This window comes from Mesorhizobium sp. M0028, assembly GCF_040323855.1.
Lineage (GTDB): Bacteria > Pseudomonadota > Alphaproteobacteria > Rhizobiales > Rhizobiaceae > Mesorhizobium.
Genome location: NZ_JAMYVG010000001.1, coordinates 69557 through 95946 on the forward strand (window position 1 = coordinate 69557; position 26390 = coordinate 95946).

Genomic DNA, 26390 nt, shown 5'->3' on the forward strand with positions numbered 1-26390 from the left:
AGCGCCGGTGCGGGGAGGGTGGGGCAGAGCTTTCAATAGGCGGGGTGGCTGAAACGGGCCTGGCGCGCGTCTTTTGTCAGGTCGCGGAAATCCTTGCCGCTCACATGCACCAGCGTCCTATGGTCACCGCCCTCGAAATAGATTTCGGGAGCGTCGCCGAGGCTTTCATCGAGGACCACCGGCACATCATAGGCAGCGCCGATCGGCGGCACAGCGCCGACATCGCAATCGCCGAACAACGAGACCACCTCGTCTTCGGAGGCAAGTCCAAGAGGCTTGTCCATAACATCCTGCAATGTCGCGAGTTCTATCCTGTGCGTGCTTGGAACCACGGCCAGCGCGTAGCCACGGTCGTGGTGAACGACCACCGATTTGGCCATTATGCTGCCAGGCACATGTGCCGCAATGGCGGATTGTCTGCTTGTCGCCGTGCGGTGATGCTCGACGGTGTCGTAGGAAATGCCTTTCTTATCGATGAAGTCCTTCAGTCTGTTTGCGATGGTCATCTTGGGCGCCCCTTGCTGGTGTTCGCGACGCATGTGGAAACGCCGGCATCGCCTGTCGTTTCCGATACCAACAGAAATGGTCCAGCCGTAGATTGTTTCAAGGCGAAGGCTCCAGAACAGGACGGCCTGGATCCGGATTGCATGTCAGGGCCCGGCCCCGAAAAACGCCATTCGGGTGAGAAGGGTGTAGTCCGCTTCGAAGACCATCAGCGTCACGAATACCAGCACCAGCACCGGCGGCAGGATGATTGCATATGTCAGCGCCAGCCGTTCCCAGGCCATGTGCATGAAGATGGCGACGATCAGCCCTGCCTTGAGGATCATGAAGATCAGGATCAGCGACCATCTGAGATAGCCGTGGAGCCCGAAATAGTCGACCAGATAGGAGCAGGTGCTGAGGATGAACAGCCACGCCCAGACCACCAGGTAGAGCTTGATCGGGTGCTCCTGATGAACCTCCGTAGGGGTAACGCTGGTCGCCGTCGCATCATGCGTACGGGCGCTGTCGAGCGTGTGTTGTCCAAGGCCATTTGCGGTTGCTTCAGCCATGTCCTGCCTCTCACCAAAGATAGAAAAATGCGAAAATGAACACCCAGACCAGGTCGACGAAATGCCAGTAGAGCCCCATGATTTCGACGTTTTCGTAGCGGCCCCTCCGGCTGGTGAAGAAGCCGGGCCGTCCGACGTCGTAGTCCCCGCGCCAGACCTTTCGCGCCACGATGATCAGGAAAATCACCCCGATCGACACATGTGTGCCGTGGAAGCCGGTGATCATGAAAAAGGATGCGCCGAACTGTGCAGCGCCCCACGGATTGCCCCAAGGCCGCACGCCCTCGGTGATCAGCTTGGTCCATTCGAAGGCTTGCATGCCGACGAAGGTCGCGCCGAGTGCCGCGGTCAAAAGCATCAGGACTGCCGTCTTGCGGCGGTCGCGGCGGTAGCCGAAATTCACCGCCATGGCCATCGTTCCGCTGCTCGAGATCAGGACGAAGGTCATGATGGCGATAAGGATCAATGGAATGTCGGAGCCGCCGATGCGCAGGGCAAAGACCTCGCTCGGATTGGGCCACGGCACGCGTGTGGAGATACGGTCGGTCATGTAGGAGAGCAGGAAGCAGCCGAAGATGAACGTGTCGCTGAGCAGGAAGATCCACATCATGGCCTTGCCCCAAGACACGTTTTTGAACGCCCGCTGATCCGAGGACCAGTCGGCGGCGATGCCTTGCCAGCCTGCGGGCCGCGGCCCCGTTCGGCCGATGTGGGTCAGTGTCGTCTCAGCCATCCGCCCGTTCCTCCTAGGTCAGCAACCCTCGGCAAATGTCGATTAAAGTCGAAGCCCAGCCGGCCAGAAGAGCGAAGATGGCGAGCCAGACGAAAAGCAGGAAATGCCAGTACATGGCGCACAGCTCGACGCTCAGCCGAAGCCGCTGCGGCCGCGCACCGTTCCAGGCACCGACGGTCGTTCTGCCCAGGCCGACCAGCCCTCCCAGTATATGCAGCCCATGCATTCCCGTTAGCAGGTAGAAGAAGCTGTTGGCCGGATTGGACGCCAGAAAATAGCCATCCGCGCTCAGTTCCCGCCATGCCATAAGCTGTCCAACCAGGAAGGCGAGCGCCGTGAGTCCAGCGGTGGCGAGGCCGAGCCTGACCATGTCCACTTGACCCTTGCGCGCCGCGAGCGAAGCGCACTGCATGGCAATGCTGCTCAAGACCAGTACGCCGGTATTAAGCCAGAGCAGAGGCGGGATGGGCAGCGGCTGCCAATCCGACAGCGCCATGCGCATGAAGTAAGCACTGGTGAACAGCGCGAACAGACAGCCGACGACGGCAAGGAAGACGCCGAGACCGATCTTTGCGGTCGGAAGCGCCGATCGGTCCAGGGCGACAAAATCCCCGACCAAACCTTGCTCGAGCCACGGCCTCGTCATTAGCCGCTGATGCGAGAGCCACCACCCAGCAATGCCGGCGATCACGAGCAGGAAAACCAGAATGACGCTCATGCCGGCTCCCTGGAAGGTCCGAAGGAGCCCGGAACGTTTTGCGGTATGAAGTCCTCCTTGGCGCCCGGTACGCTGTAGTCATAGGCCCAGCGATAGACGATCGGCAGATCCTTGCCGAAATTGCCATGGCCCGGCGGTGTTTCGGCCGTCTGCCACTCGAGCGTCGTTGCCCGCCACGGATTGCCACCAGCCTCACGGCCATGGCGGATGCTCCAGATGAGATTGAACAGAAACACGATCTGGGCAAAACCGACGATAAAAGCCATGATGCTGATAAACGAGTTGAGGTGGTGGGCCGATTCCGTCATCACCGTCATATCGGTCAATTCGTTGTAGCGCCGCGGCACGCCCATCAAGCCGAGATAGTGCATGGGAAAGAAGATCAGATAGGCGCCAAGGAAGGTGACCCAGAAATGGAACCGGCCCAGCGTCTCGTTCAGCATCCGACCGGTGACCTTCGGATACCAGTGATAGATCGCGCCGAAGATTACGATGATCGGGGCGACCCCCATGACCATATGGAAATGGGCGACGACGAACATCGTGTCCGACAGCGGAACGTCGACGACGACATTGCCGAGGAATAGCCCAGTCAACCCGCCATTGACGAAGGTGACGATGAAGGCCAGGGCAAAAAGCATCGGTATGGTGAGGTGGATGTCGCCACGCCACAGCGTCAGCACCCAGTTGTAGACCTTGATGGCTGTCGGAACCGCGATGATCAATGTCGTGGTGGCGAAGAAAAAGCCGAAATAGGGATGCATGCCGCTGACATACATGTGGTGCGCCCAGACCACGAAGCTCAGTGCGCCAATGCCGACGATGGCCCAGACCATCATGCGGTAGCCGAAGATGTTCTTGCGCGCATGGGTGCTGATCAGGTCGGAGACGATGCCGAAGGCCGGAAGCGCCACGATGTAGACCTCAGGGTGGCCGAAGAACCAGAACAGATGCTGGAACAGGATCGGGCTGCCGCCGCCATGCTGCAATTGTTCGCCCATCTCGACGATCGCCGGCATGAAGAAGCTGGTGCCGAGCGCCCGGTCGAGCAGCATCATCACGCAGGCGACGAACAGTGCCGGGAAGGCGAGCAGCGCCATGACGGTGGCGGTGAAAATACCCCAGACGGTGAGCGGAAGGCGCATCAGTGTCATGCCGCGCGTGCGGCCCTGTAGCACCGTCACGACATAGTTCAAGCCGCCCATGGTGAAGCCGATGATGAACAGGATCAGCGAGACGAGCATCAGGATGATGCCCCAGTCCTGGCCGCCTGGCGTACCGGTCATGATCGCCTGCGGCGGATAGAGCGTCCAGCCGGCACCTGTCGGTCCGCCGGGGGCAAAGAAGCTCGACACGAGGACCAGCACGGCCAGGAGATAGATCCAGTAGCTCAGCATGTTGACATAGGGAAAGACCATGTCGCGAGCGCCAACCATCAGCGGGATCAGATAGTTGCCGAAGCCGCCCAGGAAGAGTGCGGTGAGCAGGTAGATCACCATGATCATGCCGTGCATGGTGATGAACTGGTAGTAGGCTTCCGGGGTGATGAAGTCGAACGTGCCGGGGAAGCCGAGCTGCAGCCGCATCAGCCAGGACAACACCAGCGCCACCATGCCGATCGCCGTCGCGGTCGCCGAATACTGGATGGCGATGACCTTGGCATCCTGCGAGAAAACGTATTTCGTCCACCAGCTGTGCGGATGGTAAAGTTCCATTTCCGCGACTTCGGCCGGCGGTACCGCATCTGCAGGTGTGATATCGACCATAGGAACACCTCCGTGCCCTTTTCGGCCATGCCCGACAGTTCGGGCCTGCCGCAATCTTTTCAATGCCGACGGCGCGCCGTCGTTCCGGCGTCTACTCTGCCGAGCCCATCTGTTGGGGCGCGGACAGCTGCGCAAAAGTCTGCTGCTGGCCAAGCCACGCCAGATAATCTTCCTGCGTATCGACCATGACCACGCCATGCATCATCGGATGCCCTTGGCCGCAGAGTTCGGCACACAGGACCTGGAAGGTTCCGGTCTTGGTCGGAGTGAACCAGAAATAGGTGACTGAGCCCGGGATCATGTCCATCTTGGCGCGGAATTCCGGCACGTAGAAATCGTGCAGCACATCGATCGAGCGGAGCAGCATCTTGACCGGTTTGCCAACCGGCAGATGCAGGTCGGCCGCTTCGACCACGACGTCGTCCTGGCCGTTGGCATCAGCGGCGATGACACCGAGCGGATTTTCAGCGTTGACGTCGCGAGTGTCGGATGTGCCGAGCTTGCCGTCCTTGCCGGGCAGACGGAAACTCCATTGCCATTGCTGGCCGACGACTTCGACCTCGGTTGCATCGCTCGGAACGTTGACGAAGCGGCTCCAGACGAACAGGCCGGGAACCAGCAAAGCCGTGACACCGACGGCAGTGACGACCGTCAGCCAGGATTCGAGCCGCCTGTTCTCAGGTTCATATGCCGCCTGATTGCCTTCCCGATGACGGAAGCGGAAGACGCAATAGGCCATGAAAAGAACCACGGCGGCGAAGACGACGCCGGTGATCCAGAAAGTTATGATGATGGTGTTGTCGATATAGTCCCAGTTCGAGGCAATCGGCGTCCACCACCACGGGCTCAGGAAGTGGAACAACACCGAGCCCACGACGATCAGAACGAGTACAAGCGCAACGGCCATGTCCCGTTTCCTCCCGGTATTCCAAGCGGCGCAAAGCCGTCTCGGGAAATACCAAGTGCATCATAACTTGATTTGCGATGAAAATTCTAGAGCCGGCGGTGGGAAGGGCAAAAATACCATTTCTCGGTGCTGGCGGTCCTTCGGTTCGGCGGTGATCAGCGGTAGCGCGCGGCAAACATCGTCAGCGTCGAATAAACGGCAATGGCGAGCATGCCGAATGTGCCCGGAACGGCGATCGTCGGGGATCGTCGCGCGCAGGGTTCGATCCCCTGCTCGACCGACAGCTCGACGAAGGGAGTGGAGCCCCTTTATTGGCCGGCAGATGTCACCCGCCAAACTGTGTTGCCGACGTCGTCGGCGATGAGCAGGGCCCCGGTTTTGTCGACGGCCAGGCCGACAGGCCGGCCGCGCGCCTTGTTGTCCTTGTCCAAGAAGTCAGTCACCACGTCCTGTGCGGCGCCACTCGGATGGCCGCGGCTGAATGGTACGAACACCACCTTGTAGCCATTGAAGCGCGTGCGGTTCCAGCTCCCGTGCTCGCCAACGAAGGCGCCGGCGCGATACGCCTGGGGGAGGCTGGTTGCCGTGTAGAAGGTCAATCCCAGAGGGGCGACGTGGGAGCTCAGCGCATAATCCGGAACGATCGCTTTCGCGACCAGGTCCGGACGCTGGGGCATGACTCGGGGATCGAGATGCTGGCCGTAATAGCTGTATGGCCACCCGTAGAAGCCGCCGTCCTTTACCGACGTCAGATAATCCGGCACGAGATTGGGGCCGAGCTCGTCGCGCTCATTGATCACGGCCCAGAGCGCCCCGGTCTGCGGCTCCCAGCTCAGGCCATTCGGATTGCGCAAACCGCTGGCGAAAATGCGCGACCTGCCGGTAGCCCTGTCCACCTGCCAGATCGCGGCGCGGTCCTTCTCCGCCTCGATGCCGTTCTCGGCCACGTTGCTGTTCGAGCCGATGCCGACATAGAGCAGCGAGCCGTCCGGGCTTGCCACCAGGCTCTTCGTCCAATGGTGGTCGATCGGGCCGCCGGGCAGGGCGGTGAGCGGCGTTCCGGGCGCGGTGATCTTGGTGTCGCCGGTGGTGTAGGGATAGCGAACAATGGAATCAGTGTTGGCAACGTAGAGATCGCTTCCCACCAGCGCCACGCCGAAGGGCGAGCTCAGGTGGTCGAGGAAGACGCTGGTCAGCTCGGGCTTGCCATCGCCATCGGCGTCGCGCAGCAAGGTGATGCGGTTGCTTGGGCCGCTGTCGCCGCCCGAAGTGACCCACGATTCGATCCAGCCCATCACCAAATCCTTGGGCCGTTTGATCGGTTCGCCGCCCGGCGCCTTGGACTCGACCACCAGGACGTCGCCATTGGGCAGCACATAAAGTGAGCGCGGATGCTGCAAGCCGTTGGCAAAAGCCTGGATCTGCAGCCCCTGCGCGACTGTCGGCTTTTCGTCGTTCTTCCATCCTACCACGGAAGCGAGATGCATGGGCGGGAAGAAATATTGGATCGGCTCCGGCAGGTTTGGATTCGGCCCTATCTGACTGCTGGGATCCGGGTCGTTGCCGCTGCACGCTGCAAGAGTGATCGCCGCAGTGCAAGTAAGGATGGACGCCGCGATGCGCCCGGCCTGTCTGATGGAGCTTGCTACGCGCATCAATCCGCCACTCCGACGTGATGCCGGTACACCATGGACCAGCCCAGCCAACCAGTGAAGATGAGGATGAGCACGACAACCGCCGAGAGGATCAAGCCGGTGGGAACGATGGAGGTCCATGCATCGCGGGTGTGCACGAGCATGTTGATCACGGACAACACCAGCGCCAGCAGATTACCGAGCACGTGCGGCCAGGCAGGGGGCTGTGCCCTTATCAGCGGATTAGCCAGAAAATCGATCAACCCCACGATCGCTGCAAGGCAGCCCATGATCACGCCGACGGTAACCAGCCAAGCAGAGAAGTCCGCCCACATCATTTCCGCTGTTCGCCAATAGGCCAGATCCGTCAGCAAGGTGCCGACGAAGCAGGCGATCGGAAACGGCACGAGCATCGGATGAATGGGATGTCCCGCAATCCTGGCCGTCGAACGCGGATTGTCACCGACCATAATGCGCAATCCTTCTCAGATCTCGTCCAAACAAACTGGCATCCGGCCTCTGGGCGGCTGTTGCCGAGAGGCCGGCAGACGAACCATCGATCCGTCAGGCCCAAAAGGGCGCTGGCTGGCTGCGCCTGTTAGGCGGCGGACTGGGTCGGCGGGTTCTGGTACATCATCCAGAGCTCGATCGCGGCCAGGACGGCAACCAGAATGCCGATCACGACATGCACGGTCATCGCCGTGGTCGCCTGGAATCCAAGCACCCAGGGCGATACGAGAACCCACAGTCCGACGACCAGGTTCACCCACTCTTCCCAGACGGCAAATGCCGCGAGAGCGGCAATCGAAAGCACGACAATCAAGATTCCGCTGCCGAGGGCGTTCTGCGTCTGCGGGCCTGCCGCAAAGGCGAAGATCCAGGGAGAGAAGAACAGAATTGCCCCAAGGATCAGGTTGGCTACGTCACAGAGCCTGGCGTTTGTCCACTGGTTCATGGCATCCTCCATAGGGAGCGTTTATGGCTCCCGAGTTCGGCAAGGTGGTGCCTGAGTCCGGCGAGATGCGCCCGAAGCCGCTCACTCCGTGTTACGGCAGTGCCCTTGCCCGGCCGGAGTTCCGCATCTGGCGGTACTCCAGCCAAATCCGGCTATCTAACTGAATTCCGGGCTTTATGTTCCATTCGGCACCGGCACGCCTGGATCACTTGATGGTGATCGAGCGATCCAAAGCCGCAGTGGACATGGTCAGCGGCGACGTGCCAGCGGCGCGGACAGGCTCATTCTTTTCTCGATCCGGTGAAAACATTGGTCGTGGATCGCAGTTCTTGAAGACGAGACGCTCTTGCTCGTCTTGATTGCCGCCGAAGCTTGTTTGAGAGGCGACCGGTCCGGATTGACGCGCGATACTTTCGCTGCAAAGGTATCTTAACGACTTGTTTACCATGCGTCAGTCAGGGTTGGGGGGAATTTGGAACCGTTTCTGGGTGCGAACCGCCTTAATTGGGATGATCGGGCCGAACTGCACTCGACCGACACAACGGGCAGCTACCACATCGAGAATGTGCTGGCAGGCGGATCCAATCTCTATGAGCTGGAAACGCGCGAGGTCGGCGATATTGCCGGCAAGGATATCGTCCACCTGCAGTGTCACATCGGCCTTGACACAATCAGCTTGAAGAATCTTGGTGCGGGCAGCGTGACCGGCCTCGACTTTTCACCCGCGGCGATCGCGGCGGCGCGGGATTTCGCTGCGAAGGCAGGCACCGACGTGCGTTTCGTGGAAGCGCCACTGTTCGAGGCGGTCGAAGCCCTGGGCCGGACCTTTGACATCGCTTACGTTACCTGGGGTTCGGTAAACTGGCTGGACGACGTGTTCCGTTGGGCGCGGGTGGTTGCCGATCTCCTGCGACCCGGCGGCCGGCTCTACATGGCAGAGGGCCATCCATTGATGGTTCAGTGCAATCGAAAGGCCGCGGCTCTGGAGTTGAAGCACGACTGGCGAACGCCGATAGCTCGGCCGCTCGCCTGGAACGAGGAACTGACCTACACCGGCGATGACCGCATCTTGAAGCATCCTCGCTATTATGAGTGGATCCATCCGATCAGTGACGTGGTGAACGCGCTGATTTCAGCTGGTCTGACGCTCGATTTTCTCAATGAGCATGACACGGTTTCGTGGCAGCACTTTTCATTTGCAGTGCGGGCCGGCAAGGATATGTACGGCCTGCCAGAGAACTCTCCCAAGATACCGATGGCCTATTCCATTGGCGCGACGAAGCGGAGCGTCGGCAAGATACCATATCTTGTGTCTCACAAGTCGATTGAGGGCCACTAGCCCAAGGTCAACGCTCTTGACGTACTCGGGTCGGAGCATCGAGGTGTGCAATGGCGCTCGTGTCTGCGGTCTTCCGAGCAAGGCTGATCTCGTTTCATGTTGGTCCGCTTCATGCAGCCTGCCTTCAACATCGCGCGGGCGGTGGTGTCGATGTCGACATAACAGCCGGCGTCAGCCATCGGAAAATGCGAAATTTTTCAGGAGTGTGAAGGTCAAATTAAACATTGAACGCTAATATTCCTCATCGGGTCGACCCGAGAACCTGAAATGGCAATTGAGGAATCGCCTATTGGCTTTTTTCCGCGCTAGGTTCGGCGGCATTAAGGAGGCCGTCTTTTCGTCGGCAAATATTCCGGCGGCGATCGCGTTTGTCGTCATCCTTATCAGCGCAGCGTTCGCGGAGCACCAGAACAAGATCGTCTCGGACCAGGCCGTCCGTGCGGACGTGCTGACCAAGGTCAACCTCATCCGCGCCAAGCTCGAAGGCAATATCAACGGAAACCTTCAACTCGTGCATGGACTGGTCGCTGCGGTCGTAACCGAGCCCTATATGGGACAGCAACGCTTCGCTTCGCTGGCGAGTAATCTGTTTGGCGCGAACTCGCAATTGAACAATATTGCCGGCGCGCCCGATCTGGTCGTTTCCCTGATGTACCCGATGGAGGGTAACGAGCAGGCGATGGGCCTCGATTACCGCAAGAACGAGCGGCAGCGTGCGGCTGCGCTAAGGGCGCGAGACGAACGCAAGCTGGTGCTTGCCGGTCCCGTCGATCTGAAGCAGGGAGGACAAGGCTTTATCGGTCGCTTTCCGGTTTTCGTGCGGAGCGCGGGCAATACGGAAAGGTTCTGGGGCATCATTTCCGCCGTTGTCGACGTGCAGCGTCTCTATCGGGCGAGCGGGCTGCTTGACGACGATCTCGGGATTGACATAGCGCTGATCGGCAGGGACGCTCTCGGCCAAAATGGAGACCAATTCTACGGCAATGAGCGGATCGGCAAAAGCGATCCGGTGACGGCCGACGTTTTGCTCCCGTCCGGTTCGTGGCAGATCGCGGCCATTCCCAAAAATGGCTGGCCTTCGACGCCAAGTAACGCATGGTTGTTGCGCGCGATCATGGCGACGGCCGGGGCCTTGGTTGTGTTCCCCTTCCTGGTCACAGGTCGCCTGATCGGCGAAAGACAGCGCAATTATGCGGAATTGCGTCGATTGTCACGACGCCTGGAACTCGCTCTGGAAGCCTCGGCTATTGGGGTTTGGGAACACGATCTCGCGACCAACGAGCTTACGTGGGATGATCGCGTAAATGAAATATATGGCAAATCAACCGGGGAGCACCGGGGCTACATAGACTGGGCGGGTGCAATCCACCCAGATGATTTGGCTACCGCCAACGCAGATTTCGACAGCGCGGTGGCCAGCGGACGACCCTATTTGTCGGAGTACCGGATTGTGCGTCCGGATGGCGAGGTCCGTCATGTCCGGTCCAAGGCGATCGTTTACCGGGTCGCAAACAACACTCCAAAAATGATAGGCGCGGAATGGGACGTTACAGCCGATGTCCTGCTGAACCAGGATCTGGTTCGAGCAAAACAGCTGTCCGAGTCGAAAAATGCAGAACTCGAGTCGGCCAAAGCGCGCATAGAGCACATCGCGCTTCATGACTCGTTGACCGGCTTGCCCAACCGGCGTTACCTCGACCAGGTACTGGAAGATTACGCGGCAAACGCCAGGCGCTCAGGCGGGCATGCGGCACTGCTTCACATCGATCTGGATCGGTTCAAGCACATCAATGATACGCTGGGCCACGCCGCCGGTGACGCAATGTTGGTTCACGCGTCAACAGTCCTCAGATCGAAGGTCGGCGACGAGGGATTCGTCGCCCGCATCGGGGGAGACGAATTCATCGTTCTGTGCGTGGTGCGCGACGATACCAAGCAACTGGCGCTGCTCGCTGACCGCGTCATCAGCCAGATGCGCGAACCGGTCTACTACCAGGGCCATCGATGCCGTTTTGGTGTCAGCGTGGGAATCGCAGTCGACAACGGAAAAAATATCGAAGCCAAACACCTGCTGGTAAACGCCGATATCGCGCTTTACCGAGCAAAGAGGCGTGGGCGCAATCGATACGAATTCTTCACCGACGCGATGCAAAGCGAAATCGTCGATACAAAGCGGATTGCCGACGAAATTCTCGGCGGCCTTGAGCGCAACGAGTTCATCCCCTTCTACCAGCCCCAATTTGACGCAAAGACGCTCGAAATCGTGGGGGTTGAGGCGCTGGCGAGGTGGAGACATCCAGAAAAGGGTATTTTGGCGCCCGATGTCTTCCTGAGAATTGCGGAAGAACTGAATGTGGTCTCGATCATCGACCAAGCCATATTGAAGCAGTCGCTTTTGGACTTCAAAGAATGGTCCGCTGCGGGACTCCACATTCCGCGGGTATCGGTCAATGTTTCGGCGCGACGCCTTCAAGATGAGGAGCTCATCAAGAGCTTGCGAGAACAAAATATCGAAAAAGGGACAGTTTCATTCGAGCTTGTTGAGTCAATTTTCCTGGACGAGAACGACGACCTTGTCACCTGGAATATCGAGCAGATAAAAGAACTCGGGATTGACATCGAAATAGACGATTTTGGTACTGGTTACGCTTCGATAGTCAGTTTGCTCAAGTTGCAGCCTCGCCGGCTAAAGATAGATCGGCAGCTGGTCACCCCAATCGCCAAATCGCCGCAAAGAAGGCAGGTTGTCTCGTCAATCATTGACATCGGCAAGTCCTTGGGTATCGAGGTCGTGGCGGAAGGTGTCGAGACGATGCAGCACGCACGGATACTCAAAGGCCTGGGCTGCGACATGTTGCAGGGTTATGCCTTCGGCTACGCGCTCGATTCCGACGGACTAAAGGCCTTTGTTCGATCCCGGCGGCTGCGCACAGCCAGCTGAGCGCCAGTCCCCGCATTTACCGGCGCGATCGGCGTTGAGCGTCGCATCAATATGCGCGTGGCAGGCCAGGCCGGTAACAATAAGCCTCAAATAAGCAGCAGGCCCTTCTCAAATAAGCAGCAGGCCCTTCATGCTGGAGTGGCCTTTCCTGCCGATGATGATGTGATCGTGAACGGCAATGCCAAGCGGTTTGGCCGTCTCGATGATCAGCTTGGTCATCTCGATGTCGGCGCGCGACGGCGTCGGATCGCCCGATGGATGGTTGTGAGCCAGAATAATCGCCGTCGCCGAGAGCTCCAAGGCGCGCCTGACCACCTCGCGCGGATAGACCGGCGTGTGGTCAACGGTGCCGACCTGCTGCACTTCGTCGGCGATCAGTGCGTTCTTCTTGTCGAGGAACAGGATGCGGAACTGCTCCCGCTCCTCGAAGGCCATGACCGACCGGCAGTATTCGAGAACCTGCGTCCAGGTCGACAAAAGCTCGCGGCCGGCGATCTCGCCGCGCGCCATGCGCTGCGCCGTTGCGGCAACCACCTTCAGGTCGAGCGCCACCGCCGGGCCGATGCCCTTCACCTCCTGCAGGCGCTCGACGGGCGCGCCGAGGACCTCGGCCAATGTACCGAAGCGTGCCAGCAATGCCTTGGCGACCGGCTTGGTGTCGGCGCGCGGGATCAGCCGAAACAATAGAAGCTCGAGCAGTTCGTAGTCGGGGAGGGTGTTGGGGCCGGCAGCAAAGCGTTCGCGCAGGCGGTCGCGATGGCCGAGATAATGCGGCTTGTCGGCGGCCACCGCCTTCGCGGGCGATCGCACCGGCCTTTCGGGAAAGAAGGCCCGCTCGTCGTCGTCACCGTTCATGGCTGCCCCACCCAGCATTTGCCGGGCAAGGTAACGCCCGATCTGCCAGACACTAGGCCCGCAGGCCGGGGCGGTCGAGGTTTTTTGGCGATAGCGTGAAGATCTCGCAGCCGGTTTCGGTGACGCCGATCGTGTGCTCGTACTGCGCCGACAGCGAACGATCGCGCGTCACCGCGGTCCAGCCGTCCGACAGCACTTTCACATGCGGCCGGCCGAGATTGATCATCGGCTCGACGGTGAAGATCATGCCCGGCCGCATCTCGACGCCTTCGCTGGCGCTGCCGTAATGCAGGATATTCGGCGCGTCGTGAAACAGCCGGCCGACCCCATGGCCGCAGAAATCGCGCACCACCGAGCAACGCTCGGCTTCGGCGTAGGTCTGGATGGCGGCGCCGATGGCGCCGGTGCGGGCGCCCGGCTTGATTGCCGCGATGCCGCGCATCAGGCACTCATACGTGACTTCGAGCAGCCGCTCCGCGGCACGCTTGATCGTGCCCACTGGATACATGCGCGAGGAGTCGCCATGCCAGCCGTCGAGGATATAGGTGACGTCGATGTTGACGATGTCGCCGTCCTTCAACGGCTTGTTATCGGGTATGCCGTGACAGACGACGTGGTTGATCGAGGTGCAGGATGATTTCGTGTAGCCGCGGTAGTTGAGCGTCGCCGGAAGCGCGCCATGGTCCATGCCAAATTCGAAAACGAAACGATCGATCGCCTCAGTGGTGACGCCGGGCGCCACCATCGGCACCAGTTCGTCGAGGCAACGCGCGGTGAGATCGCAAGCCTTGCGCATGCCGATAAAGCCTTCCTCGTCGTAAAGACGGATCTGGCCGGTGTTTCTGAGCGGTGCCGTGGCGGCGTCGAGATAGGTGACCATTTTTATCCGTCTTGCAGGGATGCGAGGCCTGGCTGAGCCCCGCGAGAGAAATTCCCCCAGATTTGGCACTGGAAAGCGCAAGGTTCAAGGACGAACTGCCTACGGAGGCCGAAGACCGGCGATATTCACGCCCAGGGGCATTCTCCTTGCCTGCAGCGGCCCGTGCTTCCGCCGGGTTCATTTGGCTACCGCAGTGACGACACATTTCCAGGCGAGAAGTCGGCCCAAGCATTAGCCGTCACGGCAACTTTTTGCGACGAACGGCGTTGCGGCGGGGGCGTCGGTTCGGGAGAGATCGAATGGACAGACTGCAATTCGAGGTGCCGGTGCGGATCGCGCCTGTGCCCGGCCAGCCGGTCGAGGAAATCTACAGTGTCGAGCAGGCGCTCGATTTCCTGCAAACGTGGCCGGTCCGCCGGAAGGGGCCAACCTACCAGGCCGCGTTCAACGCCTGTTTCGGCGCCACGGTGGACATCGTCGAGACCGAAGACGCATGGCGGGCCTTCATGGCCTTTTGCCGGGTGAGCGGCCTGCTGGCCAGGGACATGATGGTTCCGCGCAAGCGCGGCGGCGAGGCGAGGGGACTGCGGGCGTAGGGAGCCGTCGACATAATCTTCAATTTGTCTGGCAGCCTTTGCCGACATCCTCATCAGAGTGGTGGTCCGGCAAGGTTACGCAGCGCGTTAGCGATGGCATGTGCTAAGTACTTGAGGTCTCTGGTACGCCCAAGGGGAATCGAACCCCTGTTACCGCCGTGAAAGGGCGGTGTCCTGACCGCTAGACGATGGGCGCGCTCAGATGTGAGCGCTTATAGTTGCGTCGCGACAAACCGGCAACCCGTCTGCTGCCGGCTGCGACAACTTTTTTCCTTTGGCTCCAAACCGCGTCTTTCCGACAGCCAAGCTGGTTTTTGCGGCATGATGCAACGCCGCCGAAGGGCCTTCAGTGGCGGAAGAACCTCGCCCTAGCCGCGCCTGCGGCAGCGCCAGTTCCAGTCGCGCTCCGGTCCGACATCGACGTGGACGGATTCGGTGTGGCAGTAGGTGCCGACGCCGCCGCGGCCCGGCATGGTGCGGATATAGCTCGCCAGTTCCCATTTTGAGACGCCGGGAACCTGGATGTCGGCGGCGGCGCAGTACATGTGCAGCGAGTTCTTGGCACCGTTGGCGCGACGGTTGCGGGCCGGATCGCGATAGCCGGAGGTAACCGTCATCTTGCGGCCGTAGTGGCCTTCGATCGTCTTCAGCACGCGAACCAGCGACGGCTTCAAGCAGGCGACATCGACGCTTTCGTTCTGTTTCAGGAGACCGTTGGGTGCCAGCCGGGCGAGGCCGGCGGCGGAGGCGACCTGGTAGGCGCCACCCGAACCTTCGTCCTCGTTGAGGTCGACGTCGCTCTCATCGTCGAGGCCGGATTTGCGCTTGATCTCGAACAGTGCCGTCTGGCGCACGCCGGGCAGCGCATCGGCCGTGAAGTGGCTAGTATCGCCGGCCGATGCCAACTGCACCGGCTTTTCAGCCGGGTTGGCCGAGGCCAGGGTGACGGTGGGCTTTGCCGCGGGCGTCGCCTTGGCCTGCAAGACCGCTGGCTGCCCGCCCGATCTGCTGTTGGCCGGCGATGCCGCCGAAGCAGGCGTAGCGCTGAACAGCGAGGCCAGGAAGTTTTTCTTCGGTGCATAGGCCTGTGGCTGCGGCATCTCGCCGGCGGTCACATAGACCGGGTTGTTCATCGCCGGCGCGGCGGCCTTGGCATCGGGCTTCGATGCGCCGGCATCGGCGGCGGCACTGTTCTGCGCAACAGCGTTGGCCTGTTCAGCCGCCTCGGCGTTTGGTTGCAGCGCTTGCGGCGAATGTCCCGCGATCGTCTCGGCCGACGTGGGAACGGCGATCGGGAAGCCGGCATCGGACTTGGCCCCTGGCTTAGCCATTGGCACATAGGCGACCTGCTCGGGAAGGTTGGCGTCGCCCTCTGCATTCGTCGTCATTTGTGCGGTTGTCATCTGCGACGATGAGGCGGCCGTGCTGGCCTGGGGCGCACCGGCGGCCGTGCTGATTTCGGTGGCCGAGGCATTATAGCCTGGCATGCCGACCGACATGGTCGGGTCGCCGGCAGAGGTGCAGGACGCCAGAAGCACCGAGAAAAGCGCCGCCACAATGGCGCGGCTTTCTCCCTTCGCGAGGCGCGATCCTGCTGATCTCAAAACAAAATTCCCCCTCGATATCCGACCGGTTCGTCATTGGCGCGGCGTCGAAACGTCTCGTCGAAATGACCCTTGTTCCCCGAACCGGAAACGAGACCTGTGTCAAATCTGCAAGCCTCAAAGTAATTTGGCGGCTAGAGGATGAATCAAGGCTGCTCAGGGTTGACGACACCATTTCGCCCGCTTTTGGCGGCGCGTCAACTCACCACACATTACAGATGGTTACACACGCACCTTGACATAGGTGCCGGGGGCTTCGCCTAGAACTTGCATATGCTCGCCCGGTTTGCGGGCCGGTACGCGGGTATTGTCCCTGGCTTCGATCCAGCGCTGCCAGTGCGGCCACCAGGAGCCGGGATGGTCAGTGGCCCCGGCGAACCACTGGTCGAAGTCCCCAGCCGGCTTGCCGCCGGTCCAGTAGTGGTATTTCTGCGCCGCCGGCGGATTGACGACGCCGGCGATGTGGCCGGAGCCGGCCACGACGTAGTCGACCTCGCCGCCGAAATATTTCGAGCCGAGGAACACCGACAGCGCCGGCGCGATGTGATCCTCCTTCGAGGCGAGGTTGTAGACAGGGATGGTGACATCCTTCAGCGAAACCGTGCGGCCCGCCAACTCCATCATGCCTTGCGAAAGCCTGTTCTCGAGATAGCAATTGCGCAGGTAGAAGGAATGGTTGGCAGCGCCCATGCGGGTCGAATCGGCGTTCCAGTAGAGCAGGTCGAAGGGCAGGGGATCCTTGCCGCGCATGTAATTGTTGACGACATAGGGCCAGATCAGGTCGCCCGAGCGCAGCATGTTGAAAGCAGTCGCCATCTTGGTGCCGTCGAGATAGCCTTTTTCGCTCATTGCCTTTTCAACGGCCGCGACTTGCTCCTCGTCGACGAACACTTTCAAGTCGCCGGCATAGGTGAAATCGACCTGCGTGGTGAAGAAGGTCGCCGATTTGATGCGGTGGTCGCCTTCCTGCGCCATCAAGGCCAGCGCTGCCGCCAACAGCGTGCCGCCGACGCAATATCCGATGGCGTTGACTTGCCTTTCGCCGGTGGCCTTTTCAATCGTGTCGAGGCCGTATTGCAGGCCCTCCCTGATATAGGCCTCCCAGCTCTTGGCGCCGTGCCGCTCGTCCGGATTGATCCAGGAGATGACGAAGACCGTGTGGCCTTGCTCGACCGCCCAGCGGATGAAGGATTTTTGCGGGTTGAGGTCGAGGATGTAGTATTTATTGATCCATGGCGGGCAGATCAGCAGCGGCCGCTTGAGCACGGTCTCGGTCGCCGGCTCGTATTGCAGGATTTCGGCGACGTCGCTGCGGCCGACCACCTTGCCGGGCGTGGTGGCGAGATTCTTGCCGATCTCGAAGGGTGAATAATCCGCCTGCCGCAGCTTCAGGTCACCCTTGCCTGCGGCAATGTCCTCGGCCAGCATTTTCATGCCGCGCACCAGGTTTTCGCCGTTCGAGGCGACGGTCTCGCGAAACAATTCCGGATTGGTCAGGATGAAATTCGACGGCGAGATGGCGTTGGACACCTGCCTGACATAAAAGCTGGCCTTGTGGCGGGTGTGCTCGTCCAGACCGTCGGCGTGCTCGACCAGTTCGGCCGCCCAGCGCGAGGTGACGAGATACGCCTGTTTGAGGAAATCGAAAAAGGCGTTGCGGCCCCATTCCGGGTCCTGGAAACGCTTGTCGCCGCGCTCGGGCTTGACCGCATCCTCGGTCTCCTCGGCACCGGCGCCGATGCGCTGAACGGCATTGGCCCAGACGGCCATATAGCCGGAAAACAATCGTGTCTGTGCCTCCAGCGCGCGCTGCGGGTCGGAGAGCCAGTATTCGGTGAGTTTGGAGAACGTCTTCACCATGTCGACGACCGGCTCGGCGACATGATCGCGCACCTCGCCCTTTTCCCGCGGCTCGGCCCATGCCGAGGCGGCCTTGCCGGCCTGCTCGATCATGCGGGCCATGTTCAGAGCGAAGCGTTCCGGGTCCTTAACCAGATATTGCTCGACGGTCGAAGGTTGGTCATCTTCCGCTTTGCCCGAATCGGGTGTTTTGGACATGGTTCGCGGGGTTCCTCCCGAAGCGTTTTGTTGACATATTACCATGGGATATCGGACAGGGTCCAACGTGCTCTAACCCGGCCGCCAGGAAAACAATATGACGATTAATATTGGCACGAACGTTTTTTCCGGCACTGGTCGTTTTTGCCGCATGGCGCTCGTCCTGCTGGCGATGGCCGGTTGCACGAGCAGCAACATAGAAGGTGCAGCGCCCGCCACCGGCCTTGTCGGGGCGAAGGACACCGGTTCCTACCCGAACCTGAACATCCCGCCGCAGGTGGCGGCCGAGCAATTCACCGACGAGGAAAAGAACGCCAAGCTCGCCCAGCTGAAGGCCGAGGAGCAGGGCCAGGCCGCGAAGGGCGGCGGCGTCAAGGTCGCGGACCAGGCTGCGCTGGACCAGCTGGCAAAAAAACACGGCGCCGAGGCGCTGAAGCAGATCGAAGGCAAATGCGACCCCGCTCTCGACCCTAATTGCAAATAAGCTTATACGCGCGACCGCAACCTCACTGTCTGGAACTGCCATGGAAGAATTTCACAAGGTCCGCCGGCTTCCGCCCTATGTCTTCGAACAGGTCAACCGGCTGAAGGCCAGTGCCCGCTCGCGTGGCGCCGACATCATCGACCTTGGCATGGGCAATCCGGACCTGCCGACGCCCAAGGCCATCGTCGACAAACTCTGCGAGGTAGTGCGTGATCCGCGCACGCACCGCTATTCGTCGTCGCGCGGCATTCCGGGCCTGCGCCGTGCCCAAGCCAATTATTATGCCCGCCGTTTCGGCGTGAAGCTCGACCCGGACAGCCAGGTGGTGGCGACGCTCGGCTCGAAGGAGGGTTTTGCCAATATGGCGCAGGCGATCACCGCCCCCGGCGATGTGATCCTGTGCCCCAATCCGACCTATCCGATCCACGCCTTCGGCTTCATCATGTCGGGCGGCGTCATCCGCTCGCTGCAGGCCGAACCGGACGACGGTTTCATCCCGGCACTGGAGCGCGGCATCCGCCATTCGATCCCGAAGCCGCTGGCGCTGATTCTCAATTATCCGTCCAACCCGACGGCACTGGTCGCCTCGCTCGATTTCTACAAGGAGGTGGTGGCTTTCGCCCGGAAGAACGACATCATCATCCTGTCGGACCTTGCCTATTCCGAGATCTATTTCGACGGCAATCCGCCGCCTTCGGTGCTGCAGGTGCCGGGCGCCATCGACGTCGCAGTCGAGTTCACCTCGATGTCGAAGACCTTTTCGATGCCGGGCTGGCGCATGGGTTTTGCCGTCGGCAATGAAAGGCTGATCTCGGCGCTGACGCGGGTGAAATCCTATCTCGACTACGGCGCCTTCACGCCGATCCAGGTGGCGGCCGCGCATGCACTCAACGGCGACGGAGCCGATATCGCCGAAGTGCGCGACGTCTACCGCAAACGCCGCGATGTCATGGTCGACGCCTTCAGCCGTGCCGGCTGGACCATTCCCGCACCGGCGGCGTCGATGTTCGCCTGGGCGCCGATCCCGGAGCCGTTCAAGCACCTCGGCTCGCTCGAATTCTCCAAGCTCCTGATCGAGCACGCCGACGTCGCGGTGGCGCCGGGCGTCGGCTTCGGCGAGCATGGCGACGATCACGTGCGCATCGCGCTGGTCGAAAACGAGCACCGGATCCGTCAGGCAGCGCGCAACATCAAACGCTTCCTCGCATCCAGCGCCAAGCAGCCGAATAACGTCGTACCGCTCGCCGCGCATCGCTGAGTTTTCTACACATCAATCGACCGAATGGGGCGTCGCCGGACATGGCTGAAGCGTTGCGTGTTGGAATTGCCGGCCTCGGCACCGTCGGTGCGTCGGTGGCTCGCGTGCTGCGCGACAAAGCGGCGGAACTGACGCGGCAGTGCGGACGCGACATCGTCGTGTCGGCGGTTTCGGCCCGCGATCCCAAACGCGACCGCGGCGTTGATCTTGGCACAGCACAGTGGTTCGACGACGCCGTCAAGATGGCGCAGACCGCCGAGATCGATGTATTCGTCGAGCTGATCGGCGGCGACGAGGGCGCGGCACGGTCCTCGGTGAAGGCGGCGCTCGAGGCCGGCCGCCATGTCGTCACCGCCAACAAGGCACTGCTTGCCAAGCACGGCGTGTCGTTGGCCGAGATCGCGGAAAAGAGGGGTGTGCTGCTCAACTACGAAGCTGCGGTGGCCGGCGGCATTCCGGTCATCAAGACGATGCGCGAGGCGATGGCCGGCAATTCGGTGACCCGCGTCTTCGGCATCCTCAACGGCACCTGCAATTATATTTTGACGCGCATGGAAGCCGAGGGCCTGTCCTTTGATGCCTGCCTGAAGGACGCCCAGCGGCTGGGCTATGCCGAAGCCGACCCGACCTTCGACATCGAGGGCCACGACACCGCGCACAAGCTGTCGATCCTGACCAGCCTTGCCTTCGGCACGAGGATTGCGGCCAATGACATCTACATGGAGGGCATCTCCAACATCAGCCAGGCCGATATCCGCGCGGCCGGCGATCTCGGCTACCGGATCAAGCTGCTTGGCGTCGCCCAACGCACCGAAAGCGGTATCGAGCAGCGCGTTCACCCGACCATGGTGCCGACGGCCTCGGTCATCGCGCAGGTGCACGGTGTCACCAATGCGGTCGCGATCGAAACCGACATCCTCGGCGAATTGCTGCTTTCCGGCCCCGGTGCCGGCGGCAACGCCACCGCTTCGGCGGTGATCGGCGACATTGCCGACATTGCCAAGAGCCGGCCTGGCTTCCAGCATGGCCCGGTCTTCGGCCGGCCGGCGAAGGAATTGAAGCCCTACAAAAAGGCGCAGATGCGCAGCCATGCCGGCGGTTATTTCATCCGGCTGACCGTGCACGACCGCCTCGGCGTTTTCGCCGCGATCGCCAAACGCATGGCCGACAACGACATTTCGCTGGAATCGATCGTGCAACATGCCGCAGGGCCGGAAACCGAGGCACAGAAGACAGTCATCCTGGTCACCCACGAGACGACCGAGGCGGCGGTGCGCAAGGCCGTCGACGGCATCACCAGGGACAGCCTTCTGACCGACAAGCCGCAAGTCATCCGCATCGAGCGGGCCGGATAGCAGTCTCAAGTTTTGCCTTTAATCGATTGATATTGCTGCGCTTTCAAAAAGGTCCAGCGCAGGTCTTGCTGTTGTCACGAGGCTTTGACACAAGAAGCGCGTCTCTGGCGGGAGGCTAATGCATGTCGCCCAAAAGTGTGCGGCGGTTTTGGGACAACGACATGCATAGAAACAAAGTGCCAACGAGGATTATCCATCGATGAATGTGGCCCAGAACATTGTCGCCGGCCTCGACCGGATACTGACCATGGAATTGGTGCGCGTCACCGAACGCGCCGCGGTCGCGGCCGCCAGATTGCGCGGACGCGGCGACGAGAAAGCCGCCGATCAGGTCGCGGTCGACGCCATGCGCCAGGAGCTTAATCGTCTCGCCATCAACGGCACGGTGGTGATCGGCGAGGGCGAGCGCGACGAGGCGCCGATGCTCTATATCGGCGAGGAGGTCGGTACAGGCAAAGGCCCGGCTGTCGACATCGCGCTCGATCCGCTCGAAGGCACGACGATCTGCGCCAAGAACCTGCCCAATGCGTTGGCCGTCATCGCCATTGCCGAAAAAGGCAGCCTTCTGTTCGCGCCGGACGTCTATATGGACAAGATCGCGATCGGCCCGGGCTATGCCGACGGCATCATCGACATCGATGCCTCGCCGGCCGAAAACATCGCCAGCCTGGCCAGGGCCAAGGGCGTGCCGGTGGCGGAGATCACCGCCTGCATCCTCGACCGGCCGCGCCATGGCGCGTTGATCGAAGCCGTGCGGGCGACAGGCGCCGCGATCCGGCTGATCGGCGACGGTGATGTCGCCGGCGTCATCCACACCACCGACCCGGACGAAACCGGCATCGACATCTATCTCGGCACCGGCGGTGCGCCGGAGGGCGTGCTGGCGGCGGCGGCCTTGCGCTGCACCGGCGGCCAGATGCAGGGCAGGCTGATCCTTGACACGCCGGAAAAGCTGGCGCGCGCGGCGAACATGGGGATCTCCAACCCGAAACGGATCTACCACACGCAAGACATGGCACGCGGGGACGTGCTGTTTGCCGCGACCGGCGTCACCGACGGCAATATGCTGGCCGGCGTCAAGTTCGGCCGCAATTTCATTACCACGCACACGATCGTGCTGCGCTCGTCGTCGCGAACCGTGCGCGAAATCAAGGCCAGGCACCAGGATCTGGAAAAGTTTTGATTTCGACTCAGTTAGCCGTTGCATATTGTGCGCAATGACAAATTGCAGACGGCGCGTCACGTGACGGGGGAAAGACGCTTTTTCCTAGATGTCAGGCAGTCGGCCACCGGCGTTTCCTGGGAACACCGGCTGACCGAGCGTCAGGACATGGCTGCGCTCGCCATCGCGCAAGGCTATGGCGTGCCCGACATCGTGGCACGCGTGCTGGCCGGGCGCGGCGTCACCGCCGAGCAGACCGAGCGGTTCCTGGATCCGACCATCCGCAACCTGCTGCCCGACCCGGCATCTCTGACCGACATGGACAAGGCGGCCTCTCGCATCGCCCAGGCGGTGATGGCCAGGGAAAAGGTGGCGATCTTTGGCGACTACGATGTCGACGGCGCCGCCTCATCGGCGCTGCTCAAGCGCTTTCTCGCACATTTCTCGGTGCCGTCGGAGATCTACATACCGGACCGCATCTTCGAGGGTTACGGCCCCAATCCGGAAGCGATGCGCGAACTCGTCTCGCGCGGCGCGACGCTGATCGTCACCGTCGATTGCGGCACCAACAGTGCTGCTTCCATCGACGCGGCGAAGGCCGCCGGCGCCGACGTCGTGGTGCTCGATCACCATCAGGTCGGCGGGCCGTTGCCGGCGGCGGCTGCGGTCGTCAATCCTAATCGCGAGGACGATCTTTCCGGACAAGGCCATCTTTGCGCCGCCGGCGTCGTCTTCCTGTGCCTGGTACAGACGGCGAAGATCCTGCGCAGCCGGCTGCCGGATGCCGCAGCGCCGGACCTGCTTGGCCTGCTCGATCTGGTGGCGCTGGGCACCGTCTGCGACGTGGTGCCGCTCACCGGCATCAACCGGGCCTTCGTGGTCAAGGGGCTACAGGTGGCGCGGAAACAGAGAAACGAGGGGCTGGCGGCACTGGCGCGGGTCTCGCGTATCGGCGAGCCGATCAGCACGTTCCATCTGGCCTTTGTGATCGGTCCGCGCATCAACGCCGGCGGGCGCATCGGCGACGCAGCACTTGGCAGCCGCCTGCTTGCAACCGACGACCCGGTCGAGGCCCGCACCATCGCCGAGACGCTGGACCGGCTCAACCAGGAGCGGCAATCGATGGAGCAGGAGATGCTGGCCGCGGCGCGCTCAGAGGCCGACGCCGAGCTTGCCGGCGGCAATGGTCCGGCCATCGTGGTCACAGCCAGCAGCAACTGGCATCCGGGCATTGTCGGCCTGCTTGCCTCGCGGCTCAAGGACCATACAAGACGGCCGGCTTTTGCCATCGCCTTCAACGCCAATGGCGTCGGTACGGGGTCAGGCCGTTCGGTGTCGGGCTTCGACCTCGGCCGGCTGGTGCGCGAGGCTGCCGATGCCGGGCTGATCGTCAAGGGCGGCGGCCACGGAATGGCGGCAGGCATCACCGTCGAGCGGGCGAAGCTCGGCGCGCTCCGGGCTTTTTTCGAAGAGCGCGCTGCGGTGGATGTGTTCCGGCTGCAAGGCGAGGAGAGCCTGGCGATCGACGGCGCGCTTGCCGCCGAGGGCGCGACGCTTGCGCTGCTCGATGCGCTTGAGGGGGCAGGGCCGTTCGGCGCCGGGCATGTCGCGCCGGTGTTCGCGCTGCCGCGCCACCGGCTGGTTGATGCGCGGGCGGTCGGCACCAACCATATCCGCGCCGACCTGCAGTCGGAAAGCGGCGGCCGCATCCAGGCGATCGCCTTTCGCGCCGTCGATACTGCGCTTGGCGAATTCCTGTTCAAGAACAGGGGCAAACCGGTGCACGTCGCCGGCTCATTGTCGGGCAATCACTGGAACGGCAACCGCACGGTGCAATTTCGTATCGTCGACGCGGCGCTTGCCTGAGAGCTCGCTGACCGCTCGGCCTAAGCGAGGACGGTCTGCAGCCGCGTCAGTTCGCCGATTTGTGCCATCGTTGCCTGGTAGCCGATACGGATCGCTTCGTCGGCGCGGTGGAATTCGGTCAGGCCGATATGGCTGAGCTTCGGCTGCAGCGACATGTCCGGCGGGTCGCCGGCCAGCCTGGCGCGCGAAATGCGGTCCTGGATGATGTTGAAGGCCTCGACCATGACGCCGGTGATGCCGAGCCGCGTCTCGCGCGACTGACGTTCGGGATCGGCGTGGCCACCCCTTGGCGCGTCTCTCTCGACGATCAGCTCGCCTGCGCTGTGCTTGATCACCGCGGCGCGGCCGAACAGATCGTAGTGAAGGTTCACCGCAACCACGAGCGGCTGCTCGTAGGCACGGCAGACCGAGACCGGCACCGGATTGACCAGTGCGCCGTCGACCAGCACGCGCCCATTGCAGGCGACCGGCTCGAACACGCCGGGCAGCGCGTAGGAGGCGCGCATGGCGGTACTCAACGAGCCGCTCGACAGCCAGATTTCATGGCCGGTGCGGATTTCGGCAGCGACGCAGACGAACGGTTTTGGCAGGTCCTCGAAGCGGATGCCGGCTATGTGCTTGCGCAGCCGTGCGTCGAGCTTCATGCCACCGAACAGGCCGCTGCCGCGTAGATTGAGGTCGAGAAGGCCAAAAATGCGCCGCCTGGTCAGGCTGCGCGCGAATTCTTCCAGCTCGTCAAGTTTGCCGGCAACATAGCAGCCGCCGACCAGCGCGCCGATCGAGGTGCCGGCGATCATCGACACTTCGATGCCGGCTTCGTCAAGCGCGCGCAGCACGCCGATATGCGCCCAGCCGCGCGCGCAGCCGCCGCCCAATGCCAGCGAGATCCCTGTTTTACCTGGAGATTTGGTTTCGGATGCGCCTGCGGCCGAGGAGAGGCCATTGGCCTCCCGAACGTCAGGTCTGTTGCGCAATGACGCCCAGTCGAGCATCACAATCTCCCTTGTCCCACGGTCATCCTACAGGCGGGCCGTATCGAAATCATGAATATACGTGGCTGAAGTGCTGCGAATGGTTCATACTGATGGTGTTTTGGGCTTTCGATACGTTTTTTCCGCATCGAACAGCGGCTTGCTGTCGTCGCTGGCAAGCGTCCCTTTGCCATCGCTCAGCCCCACCGTCCGATAAAAGCATGAACGTCGGCCGGTGTGACAAGTTGCTTCGTGACCCAGCACTTTGACGCGCAACCATATCGCGTCCTGGTCACAATCCGTGAGCATCTCGACGACCTGCTGGACATTGCCCGAGGTTTCGCCCTTCTTCCACAGCGTGTCGCGCGAACGCGACCAGTAGTGCGCGATGCCGGTCTCGAGTGTCAGCGCCAGCGCCTCGGCATTCATGTGCGCGACCATCAGCAGCATGCCGTCTTCGGCATCGGTGACGACGACAGTGACGAGGCCGCCGGCATCGAAGCGCGGTGAAAGGACGATCCCTTCCTCGAGTACCTTCTTGTCAGATGGAGCTTTCGGAAATTCCAATGCCGACATTCGCCGGTCCCTATTTAGCGAAGGCGGCGTGGGTCTGATCAGTTCCGCCGCCGCGCACCATGGTGACGAAGCGGACCTGCTCTTCAGGTGTATCCTTGAAGACGCCGGTGAAGGTCGAGGTCAGCGTGGTGGAGCCCTGTTTGCGGATGCCGCGCATGGCCATGCACATATGCTCGGCCTCGAGCATGACGGCGACGCCGCGCGGATTGAGCACGTCCTGGATGACGCCGGCAATCTGCGCAGTCATCGCTTCCTGGGTCTGCAGGCGGTGGGCAAAGATGTCGACGACGCGCGCGATCTTGGACAGGCCGACAACCTTGCCGTCAGGCAGATAGCCGACATGCGCCTTGCCGATGATCGGCACCATGTGATGCTCGCAATGCGAGTGGAACGTGATGTCCTTGACTATGACGAGGTCGTCATAGCCGGCGACTTCCTCGAAGGTGCGGCCAAGCTCCTCGGCCGGGCACATATCGTAGCCGTTGAACATTTCGCGGAACGCCTTGGTGACGCGCTTCGGCGTGTCGATCAGGCCCTCGCGCTCAGGATTGTCGCCGGTCCAGCGCAACAAGGTGCGCACCGCGGCTTCGACTTCGGCCTCACTCGGCCGGTCGGTGACCGGCTTTTCCATATAGGCCGACTGCGGCATGAGTTTCTTGATAACGGCGTCCATAAAG

At 61.7% G+C, this 26390-nt stretch carries 25 protein-coding genes and 1 tRNA gene; 8 read left to right on the forward strand and 18 right to left on the reverse strand.

Going from position 1 to position 26390, the window contains the following annotated elements:
* Nucleotides 1-32 precede the first annotated feature (32 nt).
* The 10 genes from NKJ93_RS00365 to NKJ93_RS00410 all read right to left on the reverse strand — a co-directional run bounded on the left by NKJ93_RS00365 (nt 33) and on the right by NKJ93_RS00410 (nt 8216).
* Nucleotides 33-506 (reverse strand): aminoacyl-tRNA deacylase, encoded by a 474-nt coding sequence (locus NKJ93_RS00365; protein ID WP_023720166.1) that lies wholly within the window; start codon nt 504-506, stop codon nt 33-35.
* Between the two features lie 144 nt (nt 507-650).
* Entirely contained in the window at nt 651-1055 is a 405-nt protein-coding gene (locus NKJ93_RS00370; RefSeq protein ID WP_023720165.1) for a cytochrome C oxidase subunit IV family protein, read from the reverse strand.
* Nucleotides 1056-1065: 10 nt separating this feature from the next.
* Nucleotides 1066-1788, reverse strand: coding sequence for a heme-copper oxidase subunit III family protein (locus NKJ93_RS00375; RefSeq protein ID WP_352482147.1), 723 nt, complete (start codon nt 1786-1788; stop codon nt 1066-1068).
* 13 nt (nt 1789-1801) lie between these two features.
* The gene (locus tag NKJ93_RS00380) at nt 1802-2506 is read right to left on the reverse strand and encodes a cytochrome c oxidase subunit 3 (protein WP_352482148.1); all 705 of its coding nucleotides are present in this window, start codon (nt 2504-2506) and stop codon (nt 1802-1804) included.
* Nucleotides 2503-4272 carry a cytochrome c oxidase subunit I gene (gene ctaD / locus NKJ93_RS00385; protein WP_023720163.1) on the reverse strand — a complete coding sequence of 590 codons (1770 nt, stop codon included), beginning with the start codon at nt 4270-4272 and terminating at the stop codon, nt 2503-2505. Before ctaD ends, NKJ93_RS00380 begins: the two co-directional genes overlap by 4 nt.
* A 91-nt stretch (nt 4273-4363) precedes the next feature.
* Complete coding sequence (gene coxB / locus NKJ93_RS00390; RefSeq protein ID WP_023720162.1) at nt 4364-5179, reverse strand: cytochrome c oxidase subunit II; 816 nt, start codon at nt 5177-5179, stop codon at nt 4364-4366.
* A gap of 308 nt (nt 5180-5487) precedes the next feature.
* A complete protein-coding gene (locus NKJ93_RS00395) occupies nt 5488-6834 on the reverse strand; it encodes a PQQ-dependent sugar dehydrogenase (protein ID WP_352587899.1) in 1347 nt (448 codons plus the stop codon).
* The gene (locus NKJ93_RS00400; protein ID WP_023720160.1) at nt 6834-7283 is read right to left on the reverse strand and encodes a DUF2231 domain-containing protein; all 450 of its coding nucleotides are present in this window, start codon (nt 7281-7283) and stop codon (nt 6834-6836) included. Before NKJ93_RS00400 ends, NKJ93_RS00395 begins: the two co-directional genes overlap by 1 nt.
* A gap of 128 nt (nt 7284-7411) precedes the next feature.
* Nucleotides 7412-7768: an SPW repeat protein gene (locus NKJ93_RS00405; RefSeq protein WP_051409696.1), complete on the reverse strand. Its 357-nt coding sequence runs from the start codon at nt 7766-7768 to the stop codon at nt 7412-7414.
* Nucleotides 7769-7973: 205 nt separating this feature from the next.
* Nucleotides 7974-8216, reverse strand: a complete 243-nt coding sequence (locus NKJ93_RS00410; RefSeq protein ID WP_156948109.1) for a hypothetical protein — start codon at nt 8214-8216, stop codon at nt 7974-7976.
* Nucleotides 8217-8240: 24 nt separating this feature from the next.
* Here NKJ93_RS00410 and NKJ93_RS00415 point away from each other — a divergent pair, with 24 nt between their 5' ends.
* Together NKJ93_RS00415 and NKJ93_RS00420 are read left to right on the forward strand one after the other, a co-directional pair.
* Entirely contained in the window at nt 8241-9107 is an 867-nt protein-coding gene (locus NKJ93_RS00415) for a class I SAM-dependent methyltransferase (RefSeq protein WP_352586950.1), read from the forward strand.
* Nucleotides 9108-9468: 361 nt separating this feature from the next.
* Nucleotides 9469-12048, forward strand: a complete 2580-nt coding sequence (locus NKJ93_RS00420; RefSeq protein ID WP_036245080.1) for a bifunctional diguanylate cyclase/phosphodiesterase — start codon at nt 9469-9471, stop codon at nt 12046-12048.
* A gap of 108 nt (nt 12049-12156) precedes the next feature.
* On the opposite strand, the gene radC is transcribed toward NKJ93_RS00420, so the two are convergent.
* On the reverse strand, nt 12157-12903 hold the full coding sequence (radC, locus tag NKJ93_RS00425) for a RadC family protein (RefSeq protein WP_023720155.1): 747 nt from the start codon (nt 12901-12903) through the stop codon (nt 12157-12159).
* Between the two features lie 52 nt (nt 12904-12955).
* Complete coding sequence (map, locus tag NKJ93_RS00430; protein ID WP_352495376.1) at nt 12956-13783, reverse strand: type I methionyl aminopeptidase; 828 nt, start codon at nt 13781-13783, stop codon at nt 12956-12958.
* A gap of 299 nt (nt 13784-14082) precedes the next feature.
* Here map and NKJ93_RS00435 point away from each other — a divergent pair, with 299 nt between their 5' ends.
* Nucleotides 14083-14379 (forward strand): DUF982 domain-containing protein, encoded by a 297-nt coding sequence (locus NKJ93_RS00435; protein ID WP_023678889.1) that lies wholly within the window; start codon nt 14083-14085, stop codon nt 14377-14379.
* A gap of 121 nt (nt 14380-14500) precedes the next feature.
* Here NKJ93_RS00435 and NKJ93_RS00440 read toward each other — a convergent pair.
* The 3 genes from NKJ93_RS00440 to NKJ93_RS00450 form a co-directional block, all read right to left on the reverse strand.
* Nucleotides 14501-14575, reverse strand: a tRNA-Glu gene (locus NKJ93_RS00440).
* Nucleotides 14576-14747: 172 nt separating this feature from the next.
* A complete protein-coding gene (locus NKJ93_RS00445) occupies nt 14748-15878 on the reverse strand; it encodes a YcbK family protein (RefSeq protein WP_352587902.1) in 1131 nt (376 codons plus the stop codon).
* 327 nt (nt 15879-16205) lie between these two features.
* On the reverse strand, nt 16206-18041 hold the full coding sequence (locus tag NKJ93_RS00450; RefSeq protein ID WP_352586952.1) for a PHA/PHB synthase family protein: 1836 nt from the start codon (nt 18039-18041) through the stop codon (nt 16206-16208).
* Between the two features lie 151 nt (nt 18042-18192).
* Between NKJ93_RS00450 and NKJ93_RS00455 the strand changes: the two genes are divergently transcribed.
* The 5 genes from NKJ93_RS00455 to recJ all read left to right on the forward strand — a co-directional run bounded on the left by NKJ93_RS00455 (nt 18193) and on the right by recJ (nt 24166).
* Entirely contained in the window at nt 18193-18525 is a 333-nt protein-coding gene (locus NKJ93_RS00455; RefSeq protein ID WP_352482154.1) for a hypothetical protein, read from the forward strand.
* A gap of 40 nt (nt 18526-18565) precedes the next feature.
* Entirely contained in the window at nt 18566-19783 is a 1218-nt protein-coding gene (locus NKJ93_RS00460; protein WP_352466981.1) for an LL-diaminopimelate aminotransferase, read from the forward strand.
* Nucleotides 19784-19824: 41 nt separating this feature from the next.
* Nucleotides 19825-21138, forward strand: coding sequence for a homoserine dehydrogenase (locus NKJ93_RS00465; RefSeq protein ID WP_352586954.1), 1314 nt, complete (start codon nt 19825-19827; stop codon nt 21136-21138).
* Nucleotides 21139-21337: 199 nt separating this feature from the next.
* Nucleotides 21338-22321 (forward strand): class II fructose-bisphosphatase, encoded by a 984-nt coding sequence (glpX, locus tag NKJ93_RS00470; protein ID WP_352586956.1) that lies wholly within the window; start codon nt 21338-21340, stop codon nt 22319-22321.
* A 60-nt stretch (nt 22322-22381) separates the two neighbouring features.
* Entirely contained in the window at nt 22382-24166 is a 1785-nt protein-coding gene (gene recJ, locus NKJ93_RS00475) for a single-stranded-DNA-specific exonuclease RecJ (RefSeq protein WP_352586958.1), read from the forward strand.
* Nucleotides 24167-24186: 20 nt separating this feature from the next.
* Here recJ and NKJ93_RS00480 read toward each other — a convergent pair whose 3' ends face one another.
* The 3 genes from NKJ93_RS00480 to folE all read right to left on the reverse strand — a co-directional run bounded on the left by NKJ93_RS00480 (nt 24187) and on the right by folE (nt 26386).
* Nucleotides 24187-25158 (reverse strand): patatin family protein, encoded by a 972-nt coding sequence (locus NKJ93_RS00480; RefSeq protein WP_352586960.1) that lies wholly within the window; start codon nt 25156-25158, stop codon nt 24187-24189.
* Between the two features lie 84 nt (nt 25159-25242).
* Nucleotides 25243-25713, reverse strand: coding sequence for a phosphoribosyl-AMP cyclohydrolase (hisI, locus tag NKJ93_RS00485; protein ID WP_352586963.1), 471 nt, complete (start codon nt 25711-25713; stop codon nt 25243-25245).
* Between the two features lie 10 nt (nt 25714-25723).
* Entirely contained in the window at nt 25724-26386 is a 663-nt protein-coding gene (gene folE / locus NKJ93_RS00490; protein WP_352586965.1) for a GTP cyclohydrolase I FolE, read from the reverse strand.
* Nucleotides 26387-26390: the final 4 nt, after the last annotated feature.